The following is a 22,057-nucleotide window of genomic DNA, read 5'->3' on the forward strand; positions in this document are numbered from 1 at the left end:
CCCAGCCGCCGGCCGCGACGCATCGTGCACAGTTGACGACGGATGCCTCGGCCCCGCCTCGTCGGACGCCTAGCGTGGCCTCACCGCGGTTCGGCATCCGGCCGCCGCACGTTGATCAGGAGCCCCGAATGGCCGTCTTCACCGTCGACAGCGACAGCATCCTCACCTCGACCGCCACGGTGCGCGGCACGATCGACCGGCTGCAGGCGGAGTCGAACGCGATGCTCGCGCAGCTCACGCAGCTGCAGTCCTCGTGGACCGGGTCGGCCGCGGCCGCCTTCGCCGGAGTGGTCGAGCAGTGGCGCGCGACGCAGCGTCAGGTCGAGGAGTCGCTGACCAGCATCAACGCCGCGCTCGCGGCGGCCGGCCGCCAGTACGCCGACACGGAGCTCGCCACCACGAGCCTGTTCCGCTGACCCCCACCGGAACCCAGAACGGCCCCTCCGCGAGGAGGGGCCGTTCTGTGAACGCGTTACGCGGTCGTGGAGTTCTGGATCAGAAGTCCATGCCACCGGTCGGGTCGCCGACGGGAGCGGCGGCCTTCTCGGGCTTGTCGGCGACGACGGCCTCGGTCGTGAGGAACAGACCGGCGATCGACGCGGCGTTCTGCAGCGCCGAACGGGTCACCTTGGCGGGGTCGATGATGCCCTGCTGGAACAGGTCACCGTACTCGCCCGTGGCGGCGTTGAGGCCGTGGCCCAGCGGGAGCTCCGAGACCTTGTTGGCCACGACGCCCGGCTCGAGACCGGCGTTGAGGGCGATCTGCTTCAGCGGAGCCTCGATCGCGACGCGCACGATGTTGGCACCGGTCGCCTCGTCACCCGAGAGCTCGAGCGAGTCGAGAGCCTTGCGGCCCGACTGGATGAGCGCGACGCCACCACCGGCGACGATGCCCTCCTCGACGGCAGCCTTCGCGTTGCGGACGGCGTCCTCGATGCGGTGCTTGCGCTCCTTGAGTTCGACCTCGGTGGCCGCGCCCGCCTTGATGACGGCGACGCCGCCGGCGAGCTTGGCGAGGCGCTCCTGGAGCTTCTCGCGGTCGTAGTCGCTGTCGGTGTTGTCGATCTCGCGGCGGATCTGGGTCACGCGACCCTCGATCTGGCCCGCCTCGCCAGCACCCTCGACGATCGTGGTCTCATCCTTGGTGACGATGACCTTGCGCGCACGGCCGAGCAGGTCGAGGGTGGCGTTCTCGAGCTTGAGACCGACCTCCTCGGTGATGACCTGGCCGCCGGTGAGGATCGCGATGTCCTGCAGCTGCGCCTTGCGACGGTCGCCGAAGCCGGGAGCCTTGACGGCGACCGACTTGAAGATGCCGCGGATCTTGTTGAGCACGAGGGTCGCGAGAGCCTCACCCTCGACGTCCTCGGCGATGATGACGAGCTCCTTGCCGTCCTGGATCACCTTGTCGACGACGGGCAGAAGGTCCTTGATGTTCGAGATCTTCTGGTTCGCGATGAGGATGTACGGGTCCTCGAAGACCGCCTCCTGGCGCTCCGGGTCCGTCACGAAGTAGGGGTTGATGTAACCCTTGTCGAAGCGCATGCCCTCGGTGAGCTCGAGCTCGGTGCCGAAGGTCTGCGACTCCTCGACGGTGACGACGCCTTCCTTGCCGACCTTGTCGATCGCCTCGGCGATGAGCTGGCCGATCTCCGGGTCAGCGGCCGAGATGGACGCGGTCGCGGCGATCTGGTCCTTGGACTCGACCTCCTTGGCCGACTCGAGCAGCTCAGCGGTGATGGCCGCGACAGCCTTCTCGATGCCCTTCTTGAGCGAGATGGGGTCGGCGCCGGCCGCGACGTTGCGCAGGCCCTCGCGCACGAGCGCCTGGGCGAGAACCGTGGCGGTGGTGGTGCCGTCACCGGCGACGTCGTCGGTCTTCTTGGCGACCTCCTTGACGAGCTCCGCGCCGATCTTCTCGTACGGGTCGTCCAGCTCGATCTCCTTGGCGATCGAGACACCGTCGTTCGTGATCGTGGGGGCGCCCCACTTCTTCTCGAGCACGACGTTGCGACCGCGCGGGCCGAGCGTCACCTTGACGGCGTCGGCCAGGGTGTTCAGGCCACGCTCGAGGCCGCGACGGGCCTCCTCGTCGAAAGCGATGATCTTTGCCATGTGTGTGTCGTCCCTCCGGAACGTTGGCTGGGGTATTAGCACTCAACAAACGCGAGTGCTAAATCATTCTGGCACTCGACCCTATCGAGTGCAAGCCGCGATGACGGATGCCGAAACGCAAGGAGACGGGACGCCTTTCGGCATCCCGTCTCCGGTGTCGGTTCAGCGTCGGGCGCTGAGCCGGGCGCTCAGACGACGCGCACGGACTCGGCCTGCGGCCCCTTCTGGCCGGAGCCGACCGTGAATTCCACGGTCTGCCCTTCCTCCAGCACGCGGAATCCCGACATGTCGATGTTCGAGTAGTGGACGAAGACGTCCTGGCCGTCGGCGACGGTGATGAAGCCGAATCCCTTCTCGGCGTTGAACCATTTGACGGTGCCCTGGGTCATGCGTATCTCCTGTTGCCGGCGGTGCAGGGCTTCATCGTATGCAGGCGAAATCGCGGCATCCGCGCGTTTCGTCACTTGTTGACATGCAGGCACACAAGTGTTTACCCGCGCGAAACACGCGCTCGGCGGGTCAGGGCGTAGGGGCCGGCGTCTGCCCCGCGGCGGTGCGGTCCAGACCGATCACGACCGTGAGCTGCGGCACGCCCTCCGTGGTCGCGGGGTACGCCTCGCTCTGCTCGATCTCGGCGCCTCCGATGACGCCGGCGAGGCCCGCGGCCGCGGCTTCGTCAGCCGGGTCGACGTAGAAGACGGTGGTCGTCGGGAAGTCCTGCGAGCCGGCCTCGCCCGCGGTCACCTTGTCGTCCGTCCAGCCCGCACCCACGACGACGTCCTTCATCTGCGTCGCGAGGCCCTGCTCGGGGGTCGCGTTGAGGATCATGACGTCGTAGTTCACGTCCACGACGGGCGTGACCTCGGGGACCGGCTCGACGGTCGGGGTGGGCGTCGGGACCAGCTCGATGCGCCCGGACGCCAGCAGCGTGCCGAAGATGCCCACGACGATGAGCACGACGGTGGCCAGTGCGGCCCACAGCAGGACGACCCATCCGCGCATGCGCGGGTTCTCGGCCCGGTGGGCGCCGACGCGATCCGTCTCCGGCACATCGTCGAAACGATCCCGGGGGTAGTTGGTGGTCGGCACCCGTCGATGCTACCTGCCGAACCCTGGGCGTCCTGCGCGGGCCCGCCCGCGTGGCGCGGAGCGGCGGCTCAGCGGGCGTCGGCGGCGCGGCCGGCGCGCTCGTGCAGACGGGCCTCTTGCAGCCGGCGGAGCCGCTTCACGAGCATCGGGTCGTGCTCCTGCGCGTCGGTCGTGTCGATGAGGCGGCCGAGCAGCTGGTAGTACCGCGCCGGCGACAGGCCGAGGTCGGAGCGGATCGCCTCCTCCTTGGCACCCGCGTGCCGGCGCCACTCGGCCTCGAAGTCGAGGATGGCGCGGTCGCGGTCGGTCAAAGGCACGCGTCCACGCTAGCCCGCGGCATCCGTTCCTCCCGTGCGCCACGCGCGCCAGTGCACGAACGAGCCGAGCGGGTCGACCGCGGCGAGCGCTTCGCCGTCCCGGCCGAGCACGAAGCCGCCCCACGACGCGGCGTCGACGGGAGGCCGCCACCGGTCGTGCAGCGCGGGAGGGTCGATCGTGATCCAGACCGCGTCGAGGGCGCGCACGGCGTCGAGGAGGCGTTCGCGTCCGGCACGCGGGATGTGCGGCAGGACCCCGGGCGTCGTGACGACGAGCGTGGCACCGGCGGGTGCGAGCGCGCCGGCCGCGCGCAGCACCTCCGGGTCGGAGGCGTCGCCGGCCATCAGGTGCGGCGGGTCCGCGGCGGCGATGTCGAGGGCGGCGGCGATCCGCTCCGTCCTTCCGCTCTCCCCCGGCCACACGAGGCTCGTGAGGAACCGCCGGTCGCCCTCGTCACCGGCGTCGAGCGGCTCGAGGTCGATCCCGGCGCGCCATACGACCTCCGGCAGCCGCAGCGGCAGTGCGCCGGTGATGTCGCACTCCAGCACCACCGCCGAGGTGCCGGCATCGGGATCGAGCGCGAGGACGCCGTCGCTCCCCCGGTAGCGATACGAGTAGCGGTCGGGGTACAGGCACAGCCCCGCGCTCGCGCCGACTTCGAGCAGCGCGATCGGCCCGTCGATCGTCGCGAGGGCCGGGAGGAGGGCCGCGCACCGCTGCGGCTCGTTGGTCTGCAGACGGCGGACGGATGCCTCGGCCACGACCTCCTCGCCGTGCTCGACGAGCCACGCGGCCCACGCCGGGAACGCGCTCTCGGGCGCGCCGAGCATGCGGGTCACCGCGAACACGAGCGGCGGCTGCCGCCGCGTGGCGGGGATGCGCGCGAGGAGGGCCGCGAGGGCCGGATCGGAGGCGACGCCGTCCGCCCACTCGGCGTACAGCGCCGACCGGCCGGGCGCCTCGTCGCGCGCGAAGCGGCCGTATCGCTCGATGACGGCGTCGACGTCTTCGCCCCTGGTCTCGTCCACGCCCCACATCCTCCCCCACCCCGGGCGGCCCCACCGGACCGGCCGCTGGGGTTGAATGGAGGGTGGCCGTCGTGCGCGGCAGAGGAGGAACCATGACCTACGCCGTCGACAAGAGCGATGCCCAGTGGCGCGAAGACCTGTCCGCCGATCAGTACGCCGTGCTGCGCCAGGCGGGGACCGAGCGGCCCTGGACCGGTGAGCTGCTCGACGAGAGCCGTGCCGGCCTCTACACGTGCGCGGCCTGCGGGGCTGAGCTGTTCCAGAGCGGCACGAAGTTCGACTCGCACTGCGGCTGGCCGAGCTTCTACGAGTCGATCCGCCCGGAGGCGGTCGAGCTCATCGAGGACAACAGCCACGGCATGGTGCGCACCGAGGTGCGCTGCGCGAACTGCGGCTCGCACCTGGGCCATGTGTTCCCCGACGGCTTCGGCACTCCGACCGGCGACCGCTACTGCATGAACTCGATCTCGCTGCAGTTCACGCCCGGCGAGGGCGCGGCGTGATGTCCGGCGCGCTCGACGCCGCGCTCGCACGGCGGTCGTGGTCGAAGGTGACGGACGAGGCGCCCTCGCACGAGGAGCTCCTCGACTTCGTCGCCGCCGCCGGGCGCGTCGCCGACCACAAGTCGCTGCACCCGTGGCGGCTCATCGAGCTGCGCGGCGCCGATCGACAGCGTCTGGGCAAGGCGCTCAACAAGGCCGAGGGCCACAAGGGCTCGTCGTCGAAGCCGATGCGCGCGCCGCTGATCCTCGCGGTGGTGGCGAGCTACAGCAAGACGCACAAGGTGCCGCGGTGGGAGCAGGAGGCCGTCGCCTCCGGCGTCGCGCACGTCTTGAGCCTGGTGCTCGACGAGGCCGGCTGGGGCGTCTTCTGGCGGACCGCGGGCGACCAGACCCGGTCGAAGGTCGTCGCGAAGGCCCACGGTCTCAAGAAGAACGAGGAGCTCCTGGGCTGGCTGTACGTCGGCGGCAAGCCGAAGCGCTCGCGTCCGACTCGCCGCAAGGGCGTCGACGCCACCCGCTTCGTGAGCCGCATGCCGAAGGGCTGACACGGCGCCGCGGACCGACGCACGCGTGGGTCCGCGGTCAGCAGAAGCCGGCGATCCCGTGCCATGCGGGGTGGTTCCCCGGCACGCCGTCGCGGAGCACCGCCGCCTCGATCAGCCCGTACGGGCGGTCGGCGGCATAGAAGACCTCGTTGGGGTTGTCGAGCCCGAACGGCGTCAGGTCCACCGCGAAGTGGTGCAAGTTCGGCATCGAGAAGCGGATCTCGTCGATCTCGGCGCGGGCCTCGAGCACCCGCCGGCCCATCTCGTACAGGGTCTGCTGGAGCGCGAGCGAGTGCGTCTCGGCGAACGCCTCGAGCAGCAGCCGCCGCACCTCGGCGAACGACTCGTCGAACCCGACGTCGAGGCGGTTGTAGCGCCACCTCGCGGTGACGGACGTCGCGAGGATGCGGTCGTCGGTCTCGGCGAGCGTCGTGTACCGGTCGCGCACGAAACCGTGGAACTCCGACCCGGCGGACTTCAGCACCGCGAGGTCGCGCAGCCCCGAGATGACGGTCGCCTCGGGTCCGACGAACGTGACCACGGCCGTGCGGACCTCGGTGCCGCCTCGCACGAACGAGTGGTCGTGTCCCTCGCCGTCGACGGGGATGCGGTTCCAGGTGTAGTGCTCGGCCTCCCAGCGTCCGCCGGTGACCCATTCGAACTCCCGGGTGAAGTGGCGTCCGAGCCGCAGCAGGAACTCCTCGGGCGTGCCGACGCCGTCGCGGGCGAAGGCGAACACCGTGTTCTTCTGCGTGTCGGTGGCGACGATCCGCGCGTTGTCCCCCTCGATGTGGGCGGCGGTGAAGTCGCCACGCAGCTGCGACGTCACGTCGAGGTCGGTGATCGTGTGCCGCTGACCGTCCCGGTCGACCCGCACGAGCCGCACCTCGGCCTTGCCGTACTGGTTCGCGCCGAGGACGATCGCGGGCTCGGACATGTCAGTTCCCCCGATAGGTCGAGTACGCGAACGGGCTGAGCAGGAGGGGCACGTGGTAGTGCTGCGCGGAGTCGGCGACCGCGAAGTCGATCGACACGACCGGGTAGAACGTCGCGCGCCCCGTCGCGGCGAAGAAGTCGCCGGTCGCGAACGTGAGCCGGTACGTGCCGGCGTCCAGGCGCTCGGGTCCGAGATCCGGGATCCGGCCGTTCTCGTCTGTCACCCCGGACGCGATCTCGGCCCCGTCGGCCGTGGTCAGCACGACGCCGACGCCGCGCGCAGGGCCTCCGACCGCAGCATCCAGCACGTGCGTCGTGATCTGGCTCATGAACCGATGATCCCTTCGAGTCGGAGGACGGCGATCTGCCGCAGCTGCTCCGCCACGACCGGGATCTCCTCCTCCTCAGTGTGGGCCAGCCGCTGGCTCAGCGCACCGAGGATCTCGTCGGCGCTGCGCCCGGCCGCCCGGATGAGGAAGACCCGCGAGAACTTCTCCTCGTAGGCGCGGTTGCCGGCGGCGAGCGCCGCGGCGACGTCGGCGGACGGCATCCCGATCCCCGCCTGCTCGGATCGCGAGAGGGATGCCTCGGCCCCGCCTCCGCTCGCGCGCTCGCCGATGCGGGGGTGGTGGGCGAGGGCGCCGTCGATCTCGGCGACCGTCCACGGTGCGGCGCTCGTGCGTGCCGCCGCGAGAAGCTCCGCCGTCGACGTATAGGGGCGCCCTGCGACGACGGCATCGACCCACCGGTCGAGGTCGACGCACGGGCGCACCACGGCTCGCGCGGCTTCGGCGTCGAGGCGGTTGAACGCGTCCAGCTCCATCGCTGCAGCGTGCCTGGTGGGGGTGGGCTCAGGCGGCGAGCTGGGCGCGGAGGCGGTCCACGTGGCCGTTGGGATCGACCCGGTACTCGGCGGACTGCACCGTGCCCTCGGCATCCAGCACGAAGGTCGAGCGGATGAGGCCCACGCGCTCCTCACCGTTCACCACCTTGGTGCCCCACGCGCCCCACGCCTCGGCGACGGCGTGGTCCTCGTCGGAGAGGAGCGGGAACTGCAGCTGCTCGGCCTCGGCCCACTCCGCGAGCCGCTCGACCGGGTCGGGCGAGACCCCGACGACGGCGACGCCCGCCGCTTGCAGCGACGCGAGGTTGTCGCGGAAGTCGCACGCCTCGGTCGTGCAGCCGGGCGTGAACGCGGCCGGGTAGAAGTAGACGACGACGCGGCGGCCGGCGAAGTCCTCCGGTCGCACCACCGTGCCGGTCGAGTCGGGCAGCGCGAACCCGGGGTTCGCGTCGCCCTCGTTCAGGCGGATGTCGGCCATGTCGTCGGTCCCTTCGATGGTTCGTCGCTCGGCGTCGCCGGTCACGAGGTCGGGTGCACCCCGAACGCGAGAGCCAGCTTCTCGATCTTCTGCGCCCGGCCGAGCCGGGGCAAGTCGCTGCCGTCGCGGATCACGCGGCCGCGGCCCTCGAAGTCGGCGAGGAAGTCCAGTGCCCACAGCACCTCGCTCGGCGTGGGGCAGATGACCTCGTTGATGACGGGAGCCTGCTCGGCGGCGAGGCAGAGCTTGCCGGTCATGCCCATCGACACCGTGATCGCGGAGTGCTCGCGCAGCGTCGGCATGCTGTTGCCCACGGTCGGGCCGTCAATGGGCCCCGGCAGGTTGCCCACACGGCTGGCGACGACCAGCCGTGCACGCGGGTAGGCCATCGCCTCGGCATCCGCGCTCATGCCGGTGTCGCGGCGGAAGTCGCCGCTGCCGAACGCGAGGCGGAAGGCACCACGGGCGCGCGCGATGTGCGCGGCGTCCTCCATGCCGAGCGCCGACTCGACGAGCGCCACGACAGGCACCGTGCCGCCGAGGCGGTCGAACGAGCTCGTCACCTGGTCGGCAGACTCTGTCTTGGCGAGCATGATGCCCAGGAGGCCGGGGAGGCCCGCAAGGGTCGCGAGGTCGTCTGCCCAGAACGGGCTCAGCGCGTCGTTGACGCGCACCCAGGCGCGACCGCCGCCGCGCAGCCAGTCGGCGACGTCCTGCCGGGCCTGCGGCTTGTTGCTCGGGTCGACGGCGTCCTCGATGTCGAGCACGACCGCGTCGGCGCGCGACGCCGCCATGTCGTCGAACGACTCGGGGCGGGTCCCCGGCACGAGCAGCCACGACCGCGCGATCGCCGGGTCCACGGCGCGGTGCCGCGCCGGACGCGTGGTGATCAGCGACCGCAGGTCGTCCTCCGCCTCGAGGACTTCTGCACCGCTGCCGTAGGGATCTGCCGACATCTCACTCTTCTTCCGTATCGTCACGTCTCACCCGGCCGGAGGGGCCGGTGTCGGCGCTCAGGCCGCGTCGCGACGCAGCAGGCGACCGCGGGGCTCGGCGAAGTCCACCCGCTCGCCCCGCAGGAAGGTCTCGCGCACGACGCCCGACAGGGCGCGGCCGTCGTACGGCGAGACGGGGTTCTTGTGGTGCAGACGGGCGACGTCGACGACGAACCCGTCGTCGGGTGCGAACACCGACAGGTCGGCGTCGAAGCCGAGCGCGATCCTGCCCTTTCGGGCGAGGCCCGCCAGGGCCGCCGGACGCGCCGACATCCATTCCACCACCTTCTCCAGGGAGATGCCTCTTCGTCGCGCCTCGGACCACACCACCGGCAGCCCCAGCTGCAGCGACGCGACGCCGCCCCACGCGACGGCGAAGTCGCCCCCGGCGGGATCCTTGAGGTCGAGGGTGGCGGGCGAATGGTCGCTCACGATGCTGTCGATCGTGCCGTCGACCAGTCCCTCCCAGAGCCGGTCGCGGTTGGCCGCCTCGCGGATCGGCGGGCAGCACTTGTAGGCGGTCGCCCCGTCCATCACGTCCTCCGCGGTCAACGTCAGATAGTGCGGGCAGGTCTCGACGCTGAGGTGCACGCCCTCCCGCTTGGCGGCCGCGATGAGCGGGAGCGCGTCGGACGAAGACAGGTGCAGGATATGCGCGCGGGCTCCGGTGCGGCGGGCGCGGTCGATGACCTCGGCGATCGCGACGTCCTCGGCGGAGTGCGGGCGCGACGCGAGGAATCGGTCGTAACGGACCCCGTTCGCGTGCGGGGCGTGCTCGATCGTCGCCGCATCCTCCGCGTGCACGATGAGCAGCCCGCCGAACCCGGCGAGTTCGGCCATGTCGCGCTCCATCTCCACGGCATCGAGCGGAGGGAACTCGTCCACGCCCGAGGGCAGCAGGAAGCACTTGAACCCGAACACCCCGGCCTCATGCAACGGGCGCAGCTCCCGCGTGTTGCCGGGGATCGCGCCACCCCAGAAGCCGACGTCCACGAACACCTGGTCGCGCGCGGTGAGGCGCTTGACCTCCAGGGCCTCCACCGAGACGGTGGGCGGAATGCTGTTGAGGGGCATGTCAACGATCGTGGTGACGCCGCCGGCCGCCGCGGCCTTCGTGGCCGAAGCGAATCCCTCCCACTCGGTGCGCCCCGGCTCGTCGACGTGCACGTGCGTGTCGACGAGGCCCGGCAGCAGCGCCTCGTCGTCCTGCAGCTCGACCTCGTCGTGTCCGCGCATTCCCGTGCCAAGGGGCTCGATCGCGACGATGACGCCGTCCGCGACCGCGACCTCGCACGACTCGAATCCGCCGTCGGTGAGCACGCGCCGGCCGCGCACGACCAGGTCGTGCCGCAGCATCCGTTCGCTCATGAATGGCCCGCTGTCAGGTGAGCCGGATCTGACGGTTGACGTCCTTGTACAGCAGGTACCGGAAGGGCTCGGGGCCGCCCGCGTAACAGGCCTGGGGGCAGAAGGCCCGGAGCAGCATGTAATCGCCGGCCTCGCACTCGACCCAGTCGTCGTTGAGCCGGTACACCGCCTTGCCCTGCAGGACGTAGAGGCCGTGCTCCATGACGTGGGTCTCGGCGAACGGGATCGTCCCGCCGGGCTGGAAGGTGACGATGTTGACGTGCATGTCGTGCGAGAGGTCGTCGGGGTCGACGAAGCGGGTCGTCGCCCATGCGCCGTCGGTGTCGGGCATCGCGCGCGGCTCGACGTCCTGGTCGCGCGTCACGAACGACGCCGGCACCGGCACGTCATCGACCGGCTCGTAGGCCTTGCGGATCCAGTGGAAGGTCGCAGGCGCCTCGCCCTCGTTGGCCAGTGACCACGCCGCACCCGGCGCGACGAAGGCGTAGCCGCCCGGGTCGAGCAGGTGCCGCTCCCCCTCGAGGGTGAGCGTGAGCGCACCTGCGGTGACGAACACGACGCCCTCGACACCCCTCTCGGGCTCGGGGCGCCCGGCTCCCCCTCCGGGTGCGATCTCGACGATCAGCTGCGCGAACGTCGTCGCCGAACCCGCGACAGGCCGTGCCAGGATCCACGACCGCGTGTCCGTGAACCCCGGAAGGTTGCTCGTGACGATGTCGCGCAGCACGCCCTTCGGGATGAACGTGTACGCGGGCTTCACCACGGCGCGATCGGTGAGGAGCGCGGTCTGCGGCGGCAGGCCGCCCTGCGGCGTGTAGTAGCTCATGCGTGCCCCTCGGTCGTGGTGTGCAGCGGACGCGCGAGCGAACCGAGTGCGGCGAGATCGAGGCCCGCGGCATCCGTCAGCTCGTCCTCGGTGACGGCCCCGCAGGCGACGCCGCGCGACACGAACGCCGCGAGCGCGCGGGCGGTCGCGGGTTCGTCGAGGATCCCGCCCTCGACCCGGTCGACGTAGGCGCGCAGGCGTGCGACTGCCGGCGCGAAGCCCTCCCGGTAGAAGAGGACGTTGGCGACGAACCGCGGCACCAGCTGCGCGGGGTGCAGGTCCCAGCCCTGGAAGAAGCCCCGCTCCAGCGAACGGCGGGTGAGGCGTGCGCTCAGACGCCAGGCCGCGCGCACCGCGTCCGCGTCGCCCACCGGGAGGATGTTCGTCGAACCGTCCGACAGCCGCACCCCGGTCTGCGCCGCGGCGACCTGCATCACGTTCTTGGCATGGTCGGCCGCCGGGTGATCCATCGCCTGGTACGCCGGGGCGATGCCCAGGGCGGCGCTGTAGTCGTACGTGCCGTAGTGCAGCCCGCTCACCCGGCCTTCCGCCGCGTGGATGGCCGCGGCCAGCGACGAGGTCCCGTCCGCGGCGAGCACGATCTGCGGCGTCTCGACCTGCATCTCGAACCGCAGGCGTCCGGCTGCGAGCCCGTGGTGCCGCTCGAGGCGGTCGCAGATCCGCGACATCGCCTCGACCTGCGCGACGGTCGTCACCTTCGGCAGGGTCATCCGGAGGCCCTCCGGCAGATCGCCGGCTGCGAGCAGCGTCGCCAGGAACAGATCGAGAGAACGGATGCCGCGTTCCCGCGTCGCCCGCTCGAGGCTCTTGATGCGGATCCCGAAGAAGGGCGGCGCCTCGCCGCCGGCGACCGCCTCGAGCAGCAGCTCTGCGGCGCGTCGGACGTCGGCGTCCTCGGTCTCGTCGCCCCGGTCGCCGTACCCGTCCTCGAGGTCGAGGCGCAGGTCCTCGATGGGCTCGGACGCGAGCTTCGCCGTGACGAGCGCCGAGACCTCGGCACAGAACGCCTCCGGCACTCCCAGGTCGAGCGCCACGGCCTCCATGCCGCCGTGGGCCTCGCCGGCATCCCGTGCCGCCGCGCCCCACTCCCGAGGGAGCCCGGGCGCGTATCGGTCGGCCGCGACATAGACGGTGTGCACGGGCTGGCGCGTGTCGTCGTCGCCGGGGTAGCCGTCCGCGAGGAGCCGGTCGGTGGGCGCGAGGAGGCGATCGATGCCGAGGAGGTCCTCGGGCGTCAGCGCGGGCGCCGCACGATCGGGCGGTCGTGCGCCGTCGTCGGCGCGCGACGGGAGGGTGCGGTGCGGCTGCGACCCCTTCGGCACGGTCTCAGCATGCCACCCCGCGGTGCGGCGCGGGGTGAGGCGACGATGTGCGCGGCGTCAGTGGCCGCGGCGCGGCATCCGTCTCCACGGCACAGCGGCCACGACCACCGACAGGATCGCCAGCGTCGACATGAGGAGCGAGGCGCCGACCGTCGGTGCGGCCTCCGTCGGCCAGAGGGCGTCGATGAGGACCGAGGTGACGACCTGCCCGACGACGGTGCCGAGGCCGAGCAGCAGGACGCCGGTGTAGGGCACGAGGGCCGCCGCGAGGAAGATGTAGGTCACACCGATGACCCCGCCGATGTACAGCCACGGATCCGACGGGAACGAGGTCGGCGGTCCCGCGATCGCGGTGTGGACGAGCTCGGCCACGCCGAGCACCGCCGTGCCGCCGATGAAGTTCACGAGGGTCGCCGTCAGCGGCGTGCCGACGCGCTGACGCAGCCGGCCGTTGACCGCCGACTGCCACGCGATGCCCGCGCCGACGAGGAACGGCAGCACCAGGAGCACCAAGGGCGCGTGCACTCCTCCGGCGAGCGACACCGCCGCGGCGAGCACCGCGAGCGCGCCGCCGACGAGGCGCGCCGGCGTCACCGCGACGACACCGGCCGGCCCGACGCCGGCGCGGTCCAGCAGCAGCCCGCTCACCGTCTGCCCGGCGACGACCCCCACCGTGAACAGGGCCACACCGATGATGCCGACCGCGAGCGACTGCGTGGCGACCGAGAGCGCGCCGGCGACGCCGCCGCACAGCATCCAGATCGGGATCCTCCGCTCGCGCAGCCCCGTCGCCAACGCGCCGAATCCGCGGCGTCCCTGCGGCAGTGCGGCCGACAGCACCACGAGGACGAGCAGTCCCGAGCCGAACGAGATCACGGCAGCGGCGAACCCGTCGCCGATGCGGATGCCGAGCTGGCCGTTGATGCGCGCCTGCACGGCGGTGAGGATGCCGATGAGTGCGGCGCCGCCCAGGCCGATCCATGCGGGCAGGCGGCGTGCGGTCACCCGATCCATCCTCTCCTGCCCGCGCGACGGGAGCCTGCCACGGGGCGCTGACCCGCGGCGACGAGTCGCCGGAAACTGGAGCCGACTACGGGACTTGAACCCGTAACCCCCGTATTACAAGTACGGTGCGCTACCAATTGCGCCAAGTCGGCAGAGCGCCCAGTCTAGCGGCGCCCGCGCGAGGACCCGATCAGGGAGCGGTCGGCGTCGGGGTCGGGGTCGGCGTCGCCTTGTAGTACGCGTCGCTCGCGATCGTCAGCACGAACTGCGCGAACTCCTTGGGGTCGTCGAGCTTGCCCACGTACTGCGTGCCGTTGACCAGCACCATCGGGGTGCCGGTGAGGGCCACACCGTCCGTGCCGGGGAGCTCCTTCAGCGCCTGTTCGGTGGCCGCCTTCGCCCACGACGCGTAGGACTGGTCCTCGATGCATGCACGGACGACCTTGCCGCCGTCGAGCCCCGTCGCCTGCGCGAGCGTCGCGAGCTCGTCGTCGCTGAGGCCGTCGGAGTCGACCTCCGGCTGCTGGCGCAGCAGGGCGTCGTTGAACGCGAAGAAGTAGTCGGGCGAGTGCTGGGCGACGCAGGCCGCGGCGCCGGCGGCGCGCAGCGAGTACTTCGTGCCGTTCGACTTCGCGGTGAGCATGGCCACCGGATAGTACGTCAGAGTGGCGGCGCCGTCATCGATCCACTGCGAGAGCTGCTTCATGTTCGCGAGCTGGAACTCTCGCGAACCCGTCGAGAGGTAGTCGACGTAGACGCGGATATCGACCGCGGGCGCATCCGTAGGCGTGGAGGTGGGAGTCGGCTCGGTCTCGGGAGTCGTGCTCGCCTCGCCCTCGACGAGGCCGCCCGCGCTGGAGTCGCCGGCGACGCCCGCTCCGGTGACGTCGGTGACGACGAATCCGCCGTCGACGCCACTGGCCGGGCTCATGGTCGGCTTCGATGCGCTCGACGAGACGGTCCACGTCACCACGACGGCGATGACGGCCACGAACGCGAGGGCGACGGCGACGAGGGACGTCCGTCGGATCAGACGCGCTCGCGACTGGCGCGCCTTCACCTGCTGCGCCTTCTCGCGCACGGCGTCGCGGCGCTCGCTGGGCGCGGCGTTCTGTGACTCGTCGCTCGACATGGAACCTCTCGGGGCGGAAGGGGGGCGGCGAACCGGCTAGACCATGGATTCGCACTGGCCAGGCGGGAAAGCGGCCGTCCACGATGCTAGTCAGCCACCCTGGGAAATGCCCAGACGCAAGCTCCGCGCGCGCCGTGTCATACTATTCCTTGCGCCCGATGGCGGGCGTGCGGGTAAGCCCCCGCTCATTCCTCACTACGGATCGTCCGGCACGTACCTGCCGGTGAAGGAGAAGAGAACATGGCGTCCGTCACGTTTGACAACGCAACTCGTCTGTACCCCGGGGGCACTCGCCCCGCTGTGGACAAGCTCAACCTCGAGGTCGCCGATGGCGAGTTCCTGGTTCTCGTCGGCCCGTCGGGCTGCGGCAAGTCCACGTCGCTGCGCATGCTGGCCGGCCTCGAAGAGGTCAACTCGGGCCGCATCCTGATCGGCGACCGTGACGTCACCGACGTCCCCCCGAAGGACCGCGACATCGCGATGGTCTTCCAGAACTACGCGCTGTACCCGCACATGACGGTCGCCGAGAACATGGGCTTCGCGCTCAAGATCGCCGGCGTCGGCAAGGAGGAGCGCGCCGCTCGCGTTCTCGAGGCTGCGAAGCTCCTCGACCTCGAGGAGTACCTGACCCGCAAGCCGAAGGCCCTCTCGGGTGGTCAGCGTCAGCGCGTCGCCATGGGCCGCGCGATCGTCCGCCAGCCGCAGGTGTTCCTCATGGACGAGCCGCTGTCGAACCTCGACGCCAAGCTCCGTGTCCAGACCCGTACGCAGATCGCGTCGCTGCAGCGCCGCCTCGGCGTCACCACGGTCTACGTGACGCACGACCAGACCGAGGCGCTCACCATGGGTGACCGCATCGCGGTCCTCAAGGACGGCCTCCTCCAGCAGGTCGGCTCGCCGCGCGACCTGTACGAGAAGCCGAACAACGTGTTCGTCGCCGGCTTCATCGGCTCGCCCGCCATGAACCTGTTCCCGGCGCACATCGCCGAGGGCGGCGTGCAGTTCGGCGACAGCGTCGTGGGCGTCGAGGCCGACACGCTCGGCAAGGCGCACGGCACCGAGGTCACCATCGGTGTGCGTCCCGAGGACATCCAGGTCTCCCCCGCGGACGGCAAGGGCCTCACGGTCACGGTCGACCTCGTCGAGGAGCTCGGCGCCGACGGCTACCTCTACGGTCACGCCGACGTCGCCGGCAAGCGCACCGACATCGTCGCGCGCGTCGACGGCCGCCGTCACCCGATCGCGGGCGACAAGGTCACGCTGGCTCCGGTCCCCGGACACGTCCACGTGTTCGACATCGAGTCGGGCGAGCGCCTCACCGACAAGGCGATCGCCGCGGCGTAACCGCTGATTCGTTCGCGACGGCGCGGGTGGGAGCTTCTTCCCCCCGCGCCGTCGCACTTTTCCAGGAGGGTATGTGCCTGACGCCCTGAGCATCACCGCCTCGAGCGTCGATCCGGGGCTGCTGACGCTGCCGTGGTCGACCCCGCTCGGAGAGTGGCCGTCGAGCCACATCGTGTTCCTGCCCAAGGGCATCTCGCGCCACCTGGTGCGGTTCGCCAACCTCTCGGGCCGGGTGGTCGCCATCAAGGAGACGACCCAGGCCATGGCGCAGCGCGAGTACGACATGCTCGGCAACCTCGCCCGCCTGGACGTGCCGTGCGTCGAGCGCGTCGCCGTGATCGCCGGGAGGACCGATGCCGCGGGCGAGCCGCTCCCCGCGGCTCTGGTGACCGCGCACCTCAAGTTCTCGCTCCCCTACCGCGCCCTGTTCACGCAGGTGCTGCGCCCGGACACCGCGACGCGCCTCGTCGATGCGCTCGCGCTGCTGCTGGTCCGCCTGCACAACGTCGGCTTCTTCTGGGGCGACGTGTCGCTGTCGAACACGCTGTTCCGCCGCGACGCGGGCGCGTTCGCCGCCTACCTCGTCGATGCCGAGACCGGCGAGCTGCACGAGAGCGGCCTGACCCCGGGCCAGCGCGCACACGACCTCGACGTCGCCCGCACGAACATCGCCGGCGAGATCATGGATCTCGAGGCCGGGGGGCGTCTCGAGGGCGGCGTCGACGCCATCGCGATCGCCGACGGCATCGTGTCGGCCTACCACGCCCTGTGGGCCGCGCTCACGGACGAGGAGACGTTCCGCGCCGACGAGGCGTACCGTCTCACGGAGCGCGTCCAGCGGCTCAACGACCTCGGGTTCGACATCGGCGAGATGTCGATCCAGACGACCGCCGACGGCACCCGCGTGTCGATCCAGCCCAAGGTCGTCGACTCCGGCCACCACCAGCGGCGTCTGCTGCGCCTGACCGGCCTCGACGTCGAGGAGAACCAGGCCCGGCGCCTGCTCAACGACCTCGACGAGTTCCGCGTGCGCATCTCACGCCTCGGCGACGACGAGGAGATGGTCGCCCACGAGTGGCTCACCCGGGTGTTCGAGCCGGTCGTCAAGGCGATCCCCTGGGACCTGCGCTCGAAGCTCGAGCCCGCCGAGGTGTTCCACCAACTGCTCGAGCACCGCTGGTACCTGTCGCAGGCCAAGGGGAAGTCGGTGCCTCTCGCCGAGGCTCTGACGAGCTACATCGACAACGTGCTGCGCCACCGCCGCGACGAGGCGACCCTCATGGGCCCGCCCACCGAGACCGTGTCGCTGTCCATCATCACGTCATCCAACCCCGTGATCGACGACGACGAGGACGACATCGACTGGCGCGACCTGGTCTGAGCCCGTCTCGCGTCACCCGGATGGCGAAAGGGTGCATCTCCGCCGGCGGAGATGCACCCTTTCGCGATTCCAGCTGTCAGTACCCGACGGTGAACCGCTTGCGGGGGTGCTGCGGGTGCTCGATCTCGTCAACGATCGCGACGGCGAGATCCTCGCCCGAGATGTACGACTCGCCCTCCGCGTCGGTGACGATGACGTCGCCGCCGGTGCGGTACTCGCCGGTCCGCTCCCCCGGGTTGTACGCGCCGAAGCCGCCCGCCGGGTGGATGTAGAACCAGTCCAGCGACTCGGGCCCCTCCTTGAGGTCGTCGAGGATGCCGATCGCCTCGAGCGCCTCGGCCTTGTAGTCCTCGGAGAAAGAGGGAAGGTCGACGACCCGCTCGCCGCCCTCGGTGACGAGGCTGCCGCCGGCGCCGCCGATGACGCCGAGGCGGACGCCCTCGGGAAGGAGCGAGGCGAGCGCCGCGATGTTCGGACGCACCAGGCCCTCCATCTCGCCGCGCGGCGCGACCGCGGACACGACCACGTCCACGCCTTCCATCTGGGCGAGGAGATCGGGGACGTCGGTCAACGACCCCTCGACGTAGATCGCGCCGGCGTGGCGCTCCGCGGGGATGCGGCGCGCGATCGAGAGGACGCTGTGGCCCCGGCTCACCGCCTCGGCCACGATGTGACGGCCGGCGTATCCCGAGCCTCCGATGACGGCGATGCGTGCCATGTGCTGCCTTTCGACGAGTGGTGCGCCGGCCTTCGCCGGCTCTGCAGAGGGAAACGTGCGCCGCGCGGGGTTCTTCCCGCGCGCGTCACACGCGGACTCAGGCGGGAGTGGAGCCCCGGAGCGTCGAGACCTGGTACAGCGCGACGGATGCCGCGATCCCGGCGTTGAGCGACTCGGTGGCCGACGAGATCGGGATCGACACGATCTGGTCGCACGTCTCGGTCACCAGGCGCGAGAGACCCTTGCCCTCGGAGCCGACGACGATCACGACGGGACGGTCCGCGAGCTCGAGCGCCGGGAGCGAGACGTCGCCGCCGCCATCGAGGCCGAGCACGAACACGCCCTGCTTCTTGAAGTCCTTGAGCATCGCCGTGAGGTTCGAGGCGAGGGCGACCGGCACGCGAGCCGCGGCGCCGGCGCTCGTCTTCCACGCGGCCGAATTCACGCTCGCCGAGCGGCGCTGCGGAACGATGACCGCCTGCCCGCCGAAGGCCGCGGTCGAGCGGAGGATCGCGCCGAGGTTGCGCGGGTCGGTGATGCCGTCGAGCGCGACGAACAGCGGCGTCTTGCCCTCGTCGATCACCTTCTCGAGAAGATCCTGCGGGTGGGCGTACTCGTACGGCGGCACCTTGAGCGCGACGCCCTGGTGCACGCCGTCGAAGCCCGCCATGCGGTCGAGCTCGGGACGCGTGACCTCGAGCACCGGGATGTCGCGGTGCGTGGCGATCGCGAGCATCTCCTTGACGCGGTCGTCCATCTCGACGCGCTGCGCGATGTAGAACGCGGTGGCGGGGATCTTCGCGCGCAGCGCCTCGAGCACCGAGTTGCGGCCGGTCACCGTCTCGGTGTCATCGTCCTTCTTGGCGGGACGCGACGACCGGGGCGCCGGCTGTCCTGGCTTGCCCTTGCCGCCTGCCGCCGCGTACCGGTCAGCAGCCGCCTTGCGCTTGCCGGCCGGGTGCCATGCGCGATCCTCGGCCTTGGGGGTCGGCCCGCGGCCCTCGAGGGACCGCTTGTTCTTGCCGCCCGACCCCTTGGTGGGACCCTTGCCGCCCTTGCTTGCGCCGGGGCGCCCTGGCTTTGCCATCAGTTCTCCTTCGTGCGGGCCGCGGCCCGTCAGTTGCTCTCCGCCGGGCGAGGAGCGTCGGCGACACTCCAGTGCGTCCCGTCGGGACCGTCTTCGAGGGCGATGCCGGCCGCCGCGATCGCGTCGCGGATGCGGTCGGCCGCCGCCCAGTCCTTCTCAGCGCGCGCGGCGGCGCGCTGCGTGATCATCGTCTGCACCAGCGCGTCGAGAGCGGATGCCTCGGCCGAGGCATCCGTCGACCGCCACTGCGGGTCGAGGGGGTCGATGCCGAGCACGCCCGCCATCACGGCGACGTCGGCGAACGCGCGGAGCGCCGCGTCACGGTCACCCGCATCGAGCGCGGTGTTGCCGTCGCGCACGGTCTCGTGAAGCACGGCAAGCGCCTGGGGCACCCCGAGGTCGTCATCGAGGGCCGTCGCGAACGCGGCGGGGACAGCAGCATCCACCCGCACGTCCTCCGTCCCCCGCAGTGTGCGCAGCGCGCGCTCGAGGAAGGTGCGGATGCGCTCGAGCGCCGCCTCGGCCTCGTCGAACGTCGAGGTCGTGATGTCCAGGCTCGACCGGTAATGCGCCGCCGCGAGCGCGTAGCGCACCACGAGCGGGTCGCGCTCGCGCAGCAGGTCCTCGGCGAGGACGAAGTTGAACAGCGACTTCGACATCTTCTGCGCGCCGACCGTCACGAGGCCGTTGTGCACCCAGTACCGCGCGAAGCCGTCGCCGGCCGCCGTGGACTGCGCGAGCTCGTTCTCGTGGTGGGGGAAGCGCAGGTCGAGCCCGCCGCCGTGGATGTCGAACTCGCCGCCGAGGTAGCGGCGCGCCATCGCGGAGCACTCGATGTGCCAGCCGGGGCGCCCGGATCCCCAGGGCGAGGCCCAGGTCGCCGATGCCGGCTCGTCGGCCTTGGCGCCCTTCCAGAGGGCGAAGTCGCGGGGGTCGCGCTTCCCGCGCGGATCGGCGTCGGCCGCCGGCTCCATCGCGTCGAGCGACTGGTTCGTGAGCGACCCGTAGTCCGTCCACGACCGGACGTCGAAGTAGACGTCGCCCGCGGCATCCGTGTCCGCCGCCGCGGCGTAGGCGTGACCCGCCTCGATGAGGCGCTGGATGAGCTCCTGCATCTGCGGGATCGATGCCGTCGCGCGGGGCTCGTAGGTCGGCGGGAGGATGCCGATCGCGGTGTACGCGCGCGTGAACTCGAGCTCCATGCGGTACGCGAGCGCCCACCACGGCTCACCGTCCGACGCGTTCGCGAGCACCTTGTCATCGATGTCGGTGACGTTGCGGACGAAGGTGACACGGCCATACCGGTGGGTGAGCCAGCGCCGCAGGATGTCGAAGCTCAGGGCGCCGCGGAGATGACCGATGTGAGGCCCGGACTGCACCGTCGGACCGCAGACGTAGATCGTGACGTTTCCGGGTTCGAGGGGCACGAAATCGCGCAGGGTCTGCGCCTTGGTGTCGTACAACTGAACCGTCACCGCACCAGCCTACCGGCGGGTACCGCGCCGACCCTGAGTGAGCCTGTAGAACTAAATGGTGCATGTGCTCGCCGTCCTCGCCGCCGCGCTCCTGTTCGGCACGACGGGCACGTCGCAGGCGCTCGGCCCCGCCGGCACCACCCCCCTGTCGATCGGCGTCATGCGCATGGTGATCGGCGGCACGGGCCTCGCGATCATCGCGTTCTCGCTCGCCGCACGGCACGCCCGACGCCTGCCGGCGGGTGCGGTGCGTCCGCGGTGGGGCGCCCGGCCGGTTCTGCTCATGGTGCTGACGGGCGCGTGCCTCGCGCTGTACCAGCCGCTGTTCTTCCTCGGCACGGCGCGCAACGGCGTCGCCGTAGGCACGGTCGTCGCCCTCGGCTCGGCCCCGATCCTCGCCGGCCTCCTGGAATGGGCGCTGACGCGACGGATGCCGACACCCACGTGGATGGGCGCGACCGCGCTCGCGACGATCGGCGTCGTGCTGCTGGGCTTCGGCGGCGAGGCGGGAGCGGCCGGCGGCACGGATCCCCTGGGACTGATCGGCTCCATCGGCGCGGGCGCCTCGTTCGCGGTCATCGCCAACGCGCAGCGGCGGCTGCTCGACGACGGCTGGGACCCCTTCACGGTCGTCGGAGCCATGGGCGCCAGCTCGGCCATCATCTGCGCCTTCGCGCTCCCCTTCGTGGACCTCTCGTGGCTCGGCATGACGTCGGGTGTGGTGATGGCCCTCTGGCTGGGCCTCGCGACCATCTCCATCGCGTACGTGCTGTTCACGTGGGGCCTGAGCGGCCTCACCGCGGCGACCGCCGCGACGCTCACGCTGGGCGAGCCTCTGACCGCGAGCGTGCTCGGCATCGTCGTGCTGGGCGAGCGGCTGTCGGCCCTCGCGATCGTCGGGCTCGTGGTGCTGGCTGCCGGACTCGCCCTCCTCGCGTGGGGATCCCGGTCGCCACGCGACCCCGCGCCGTACGCCGTCGAGGCGTGAGGCCCAGCCGGACGGGAAACACGGCCGAAACCGGGGCGTGGCACACTGGGCGCGACATGCAGCGCACCATCGAGATCCGCACCGACGACCTGAACGGCGAAGCCACCCGGCGCCTCATCGCCCTGCACCTGGCGGGAATGCACGACACGTCTCCCGCCGAGAGCGTGCACGCACTCGACATCGACGCGCTGCGGCATCCGTCCCTCTCGGTCTGGACGGCGTGGGTCGACGGCGAGCTCGCGGGAGTCGGGGCGCTCAAGGCGCTCGATGCCGATCGCGGCGAGATCAAATCGATGCGTGCGGACGACCGATTCCGCGGCACCGGCGTCGGCCGCGCGCTGCTGCGTCACATCGTCGAGGACGCCCGGCGGCGCGGCATGTCGAGCCTGTGGCTCGAGACGGGGACCACCGAGGACTTCGTGCCCGCGCAGCGCCTCTACGAGAGCGAGGGCTTCGTCGTCTGCGGTCCCTTCGAGGACTACGCGCTCGACCCGTTCTCGGTGTTCATGACGCGCACGCTCTGACGCCCCGACGGGCGC

Annotated in this window: 25 protein-coding genes and 1 tRNA gene; 7 read left to right on the forward strand and 19 right to left on the reverse strand. The window is 71.2% G+C overall.

Going from position 1 to position 22,057, the window contains the following annotated elements; genetic code table 11:
- Positions 1-128: 128 nt before the first annotated feature.
- Positions 129-416 carry a WXG100 family type VII secretion target gene (locus ACFVSU_RS19885; RefSeq protein WP_387147077.1) on the forward strand — a complete coding sequence of 96 codons (288 nt, stop codon included), beginning with the start codon at positions 129-131 and terminating at the stop codon, positions 414-416.
- Between the two features lie 79 nt (positions 417-495).
- Here ACFVSU_RS19885 and groL read toward each other — a convergent pair whose 3' ends face one another.
- The 5 genes from groL to ACFVSU_RS19910 all read right to left on the reverse strand — a co-directional run bounded on the left by groL (position 496) and on the right by ACFVSU_RS19910 (position 4,550).
- A complete protein-coding gene (gene groL, locus ACFVSU_RS19890) occupies positions 496-2,115 on the reverse strand; it encodes a chaperonin GroEL (protein WP_387147081.1) in 1,620 nt (539 codons plus the stop codon).
- A gap of 188 nt (positions 2,116-2,303) precedes the next feature.
- The gene (locus ACFVSU_RS19895) at positions 2,304-2,504 is read right to left on the reverse strand and encodes a cold-shock protein (protein WP_045298154.1); all 201 of its coding nucleotides are present in this window, start codon (positions 2,502-2,504) and stop codon (positions 2,304-2,306) included.
- Between the two features lie 130 nt (positions 2,505-2,634).
- Positions 2,635-3,204, reverse strand: a complete 570-nt coding sequence (locus ACFVSU_RS19900; protein ID WP_387147085.1) for a LytR C-terminal domain-containing protein — start codon at positions 3,202-3,204, stop codon at positions 2,635-2,637.
- Positions 3,205-3,272: 68 nt separating this feature from the next.
- A complete protein-coding gene (locus tag ACFVSU_RS19905) occupies positions 3,273-3,521 on the reverse strand; it encodes a DUF3263 domain-containing protein (RefSeq protein ID WP_387147088.1) in 249 nt (82 codons plus the stop codon).
- 9 nt (positions 3,522-3,530) lie between these two features.
- Positions 3,531-4,550: a DUF2332 family protein gene (locus ACFVSU_RS19910; RefSeq protein ID WP_387147091.1), complete on the reverse strand. Its 1,020-nt coding sequence runs from the start codon at positions 4,548-4,550 to the stop codon at positions 3,531-3,533.
- Positions 4,551-4,642: 92 nt separating this feature from the next.
- Between ACFVSU_RS19910 and msrB the strand changes: the two genes are divergently transcribed.
- Both msrB and ACFVSU_RS19920 read left to right on the forward strand, forming a co-directional pair.
- A complete protein-coding gene (gene msrB / locus ACFVSU_RS19915; RefSeq protein WP_387147094.1) occupies positions 4,643-5,053 on the forward strand; it encodes a peptide-methionine (R)-S-oxide reductase MsrB in 411 nt (136 codons plus the stop codon).
- The gene (locus ACFVSU_RS19920) at positions 5,053-5,598 is read left to right on the forward strand and encodes a nitroreductase family protein (RefSeq protein ID WP_387147097.1); all 546 of its coding nucleotides are present in this window, start codon (positions 5,053-5,055) and stop codon (positions 5,596-5,598) included. Before msrB ends, ACFVSU_RS19920 begins: the two co-directional genes overlap by 1 nt.
- A gap of 37 nt (positions 5,599-5,635) precedes the next feature.
- On the opposite strand, the gene pucL is transcribed toward ACFVSU_RS19920, so the two are convergent.
- The 11 genes from pucL to ACFVSU_RS19975 all read right to left on the reverse strand — a co-directional run bounded on the left by pucL (position 5,636) and on the right by ACFVSU_RS19975 (position 14,525).
- Positions 5,636-6,535 (reverse strand): factor-independent urate hydroxylase, encoded by a 900-nt coding sequence (pucL, locus tag ACFVSU_RS19925; RefSeq protein WP_387147100.1) that lies wholly within the window; start codon positions 6,533-6,535, stop codon positions 5,636-5,638.
- A gap of 1 nt (position 6,536) precedes the next feature.
- Positions 6,537-6,863 (reverse strand): hydroxyisourate hydrolase, encoded by a 327-nt coding sequence (uraH, locus tag ACFVSU_RS19930; RefSeq protein ID WP_387147103.1) that lies wholly within the window; start codon positions 6,861-6,863, stop codon positions 6,537-6,539.
- Entirely contained in the window at positions 6,860-7,357 is a 498-nt protein-coding gene (gene uraD / locus ACFVSU_RS19935; protein ID WP_387147106.1) for a 2-oxo-4-hydroxy-4-carboxy-5-ureidoimidazoline decarboxylase, read from the reverse strand. Before uraD ends, uraH begins: the two co-directional genes overlap by 4 nt.
- Before the next feature lie 28 nt (positions 7,358-7,385).
- On the reverse strand, positions 7,386-7,856 hold the full coding sequence (bcp, locus tag ACFVSU_RS19940) for a thioredoxin-dependent thiol peroxidase (RefSeq protein WP_387147109.1): 471 nt from the start codon (positions 7,854-7,856) through the stop codon (positions 7,386-7,388).
- Positions 7,857-7,897: 41 nt separating this feature from the next.
- A complete protein-coding gene (locus ACFVSU_RS19945) occupies positions 7,898-8,812 on the reverse strand; it encodes an aldolase/citrate lyase family protein (RefSeq protein WP_310292564.1) in 915 nt (304 codons plus the stop codon).
- Positions 8,813-8,869: 57 nt separating this feature from the next.
- Positions 8,870-10,219, reverse strand: coding sequence for an allantoinase AllB (gene allB / locus ACFVSU_RS19950; RefSeq protein ID WP_387147113.1), 1,350 nt, complete (start codon positions 10,217-10,219; stop codon positions 8,870-8,872).
- Positions 10,220-10,232: 13 nt separating this feature from the next.
- Positions 10,233-11,045 (reverse strand): bifunctional allantoicase/(S)-ureidoglycine aminohydrolase, encoded by an 813-nt coding sequence (locus tag ACFVSU_RS19955; protein ID WP_387147116.1) that lies wholly within the window; start codon positions 11,043-11,045, stop codon positions 10,233-10,235.
- Positions 11,042-12,304, reverse strand: coding sequence for a DUF6986 family protein (locus ACFVSU_RS19960; protein WP_387147393.1), 1,263 nt, complete (start codon positions 12,302-12,304; stop codon positions 11,042-11,044). Before ACFVSU_RS19960 ends, ACFVSU_RS19955 begins: the two co-directional genes overlap by 4 nt.
- A 141-nt stretch (positions 12,305-12,445) precedes the next feature.
- Positions 12,446-13,402, reverse strand: coding sequence for a DMT family transporter (locus ACFVSU_RS19965; RefSeq protein WP_387147119.1), 957 nt, complete (start codon positions 13,400-13,402; stop codon positions 12,446-12,448).
- 67 nt (positions 13,403-13,469) lie between these two features.
- A tRNA-Thr gene (locus ACFVSU_RS19970) sits at positions 13,470-13,545 on the reverse strand.
- A gap of 38 nt (positions 13,546-13,583) precedes the next feature.
- Positions 13,584-14,525, reverse strand: a complete 942-nt coding sequence (locus ACFVSU_RS19975; protein WP_387147122.1) for a DsbA family protein — start codon at positions 14,523-14,525, stop codon at positions 13,584-13,586.
- A 240-nt stretch (positions 14,526-14,765) separates the two neighbouring features.
- Here ACFVSU_RS19975 and ACFVSU_RS19980 point away from each other — a divergent pair, with 240 nt between their 5' ends.
- Positions 14,766-15,869, forward strand: coding sequence for an ABC transporter ATP-binding protein (locus tag ACFVSU_RS19980; RefSeq protein ID WP_387147125.1), 1,104 nt, complete (start codon positions 14,766-14,768; stop codon positions 15,867-15,869).
- A gap of 73 nt (positions 15,870-15,942) precedes the next feature.
- Positions 15,943-17,250, forward strand: coding sequence for a DUF4032 domain-containing protein (locus ACFVSU_RS19985; protein WP_375872498.1), 1,308 nt, complete (start codon positions 15,943-15,945; stop codon positions 17,248-17,250).
- A 76-nt stretch (positions 17,251-17,326) separates the two neighbouring features.
- Here ACFVSU_RS19985 and ACFVSU_RS19990 read toward each other — a convergent pair whose 3' ends face one another.
- The 3 genes from ACFVSU_RS19990 to cysS form a co-directional block, all read right to left on the reverse strand.
- A complete protein-coding gene (locus ACFVSU_RS19990) occupies positions 17,327-17,968 on the reverse strand; it encodes an NAD(P)-dependent oxidoreductase (protein WP_387147128.1) in 642 nt (213 codons plus the stop codon).
- Between the two features lie 97 nt (positions 17,969-18,065).
- Positions 18,066-19,055: a 23S rRNA (guanosine(2251)-2'-O)-methyltransferase RlmB gene (gene rlmB, locus ACFVSU_RS19995; RefSeq protein WP_387147131.1), complete on the reverse strand. Its 990-nt coding sequence runs from the start codon at positions 19,053-19,055 to the stop codon at positions 18,066-18,068.
- Positions 19,056-19,084: 29 nt separating this feature from the next.
- Complete coding sequence (cysS, locus tag ACFVSU_RS20000) at positions 19,085-20,530, reverse strand: cysteine--tRNA ligase (protein WP_387147133.1); 1,446 nt, start codon at positions 20,528-20,530, stop codon at positions 19,085-19,087.
- Between the two features lie 55 nt (positions 20,531-20,585).
- Here cysS and ACFVSU_RS20005 point away from each other — a divergent pair, with 55 nt between their 5' ends.
- A complete protein-coding gene (locus ACFVSU_RS20005; protein WP_387147136.1) occupies positions 20,586-21,518 on the forward strand; it encodes a DMT family transporter in 933 nt (310 codons plus the stop codon).
- A 56-nt stretch (positions 21,519-21,574) separates the two neighbouring features.
- A complete protein-coding gene (locus ACFVSU_RS20010) occupies positions 21,575-22,042 on the forward strand; it encodes a GNAT family N-acetyltransferase (protein ID WP_387147139.1) in 468 nt (155 codons plus the stop codon).
- Positions 22,043-22,057 lie beyond the last annotated feature (15 nt).

Source organism: Microbacterium sp. NPDC058062 (genome assembly GCF_042885375.1).
GTDB lineage: Bacteria > Actinomycetota > Actinomycetes > Actinomycetales > Microbacteriaceae > Microbacterium > Microbacterium trichothecenolyticum_C.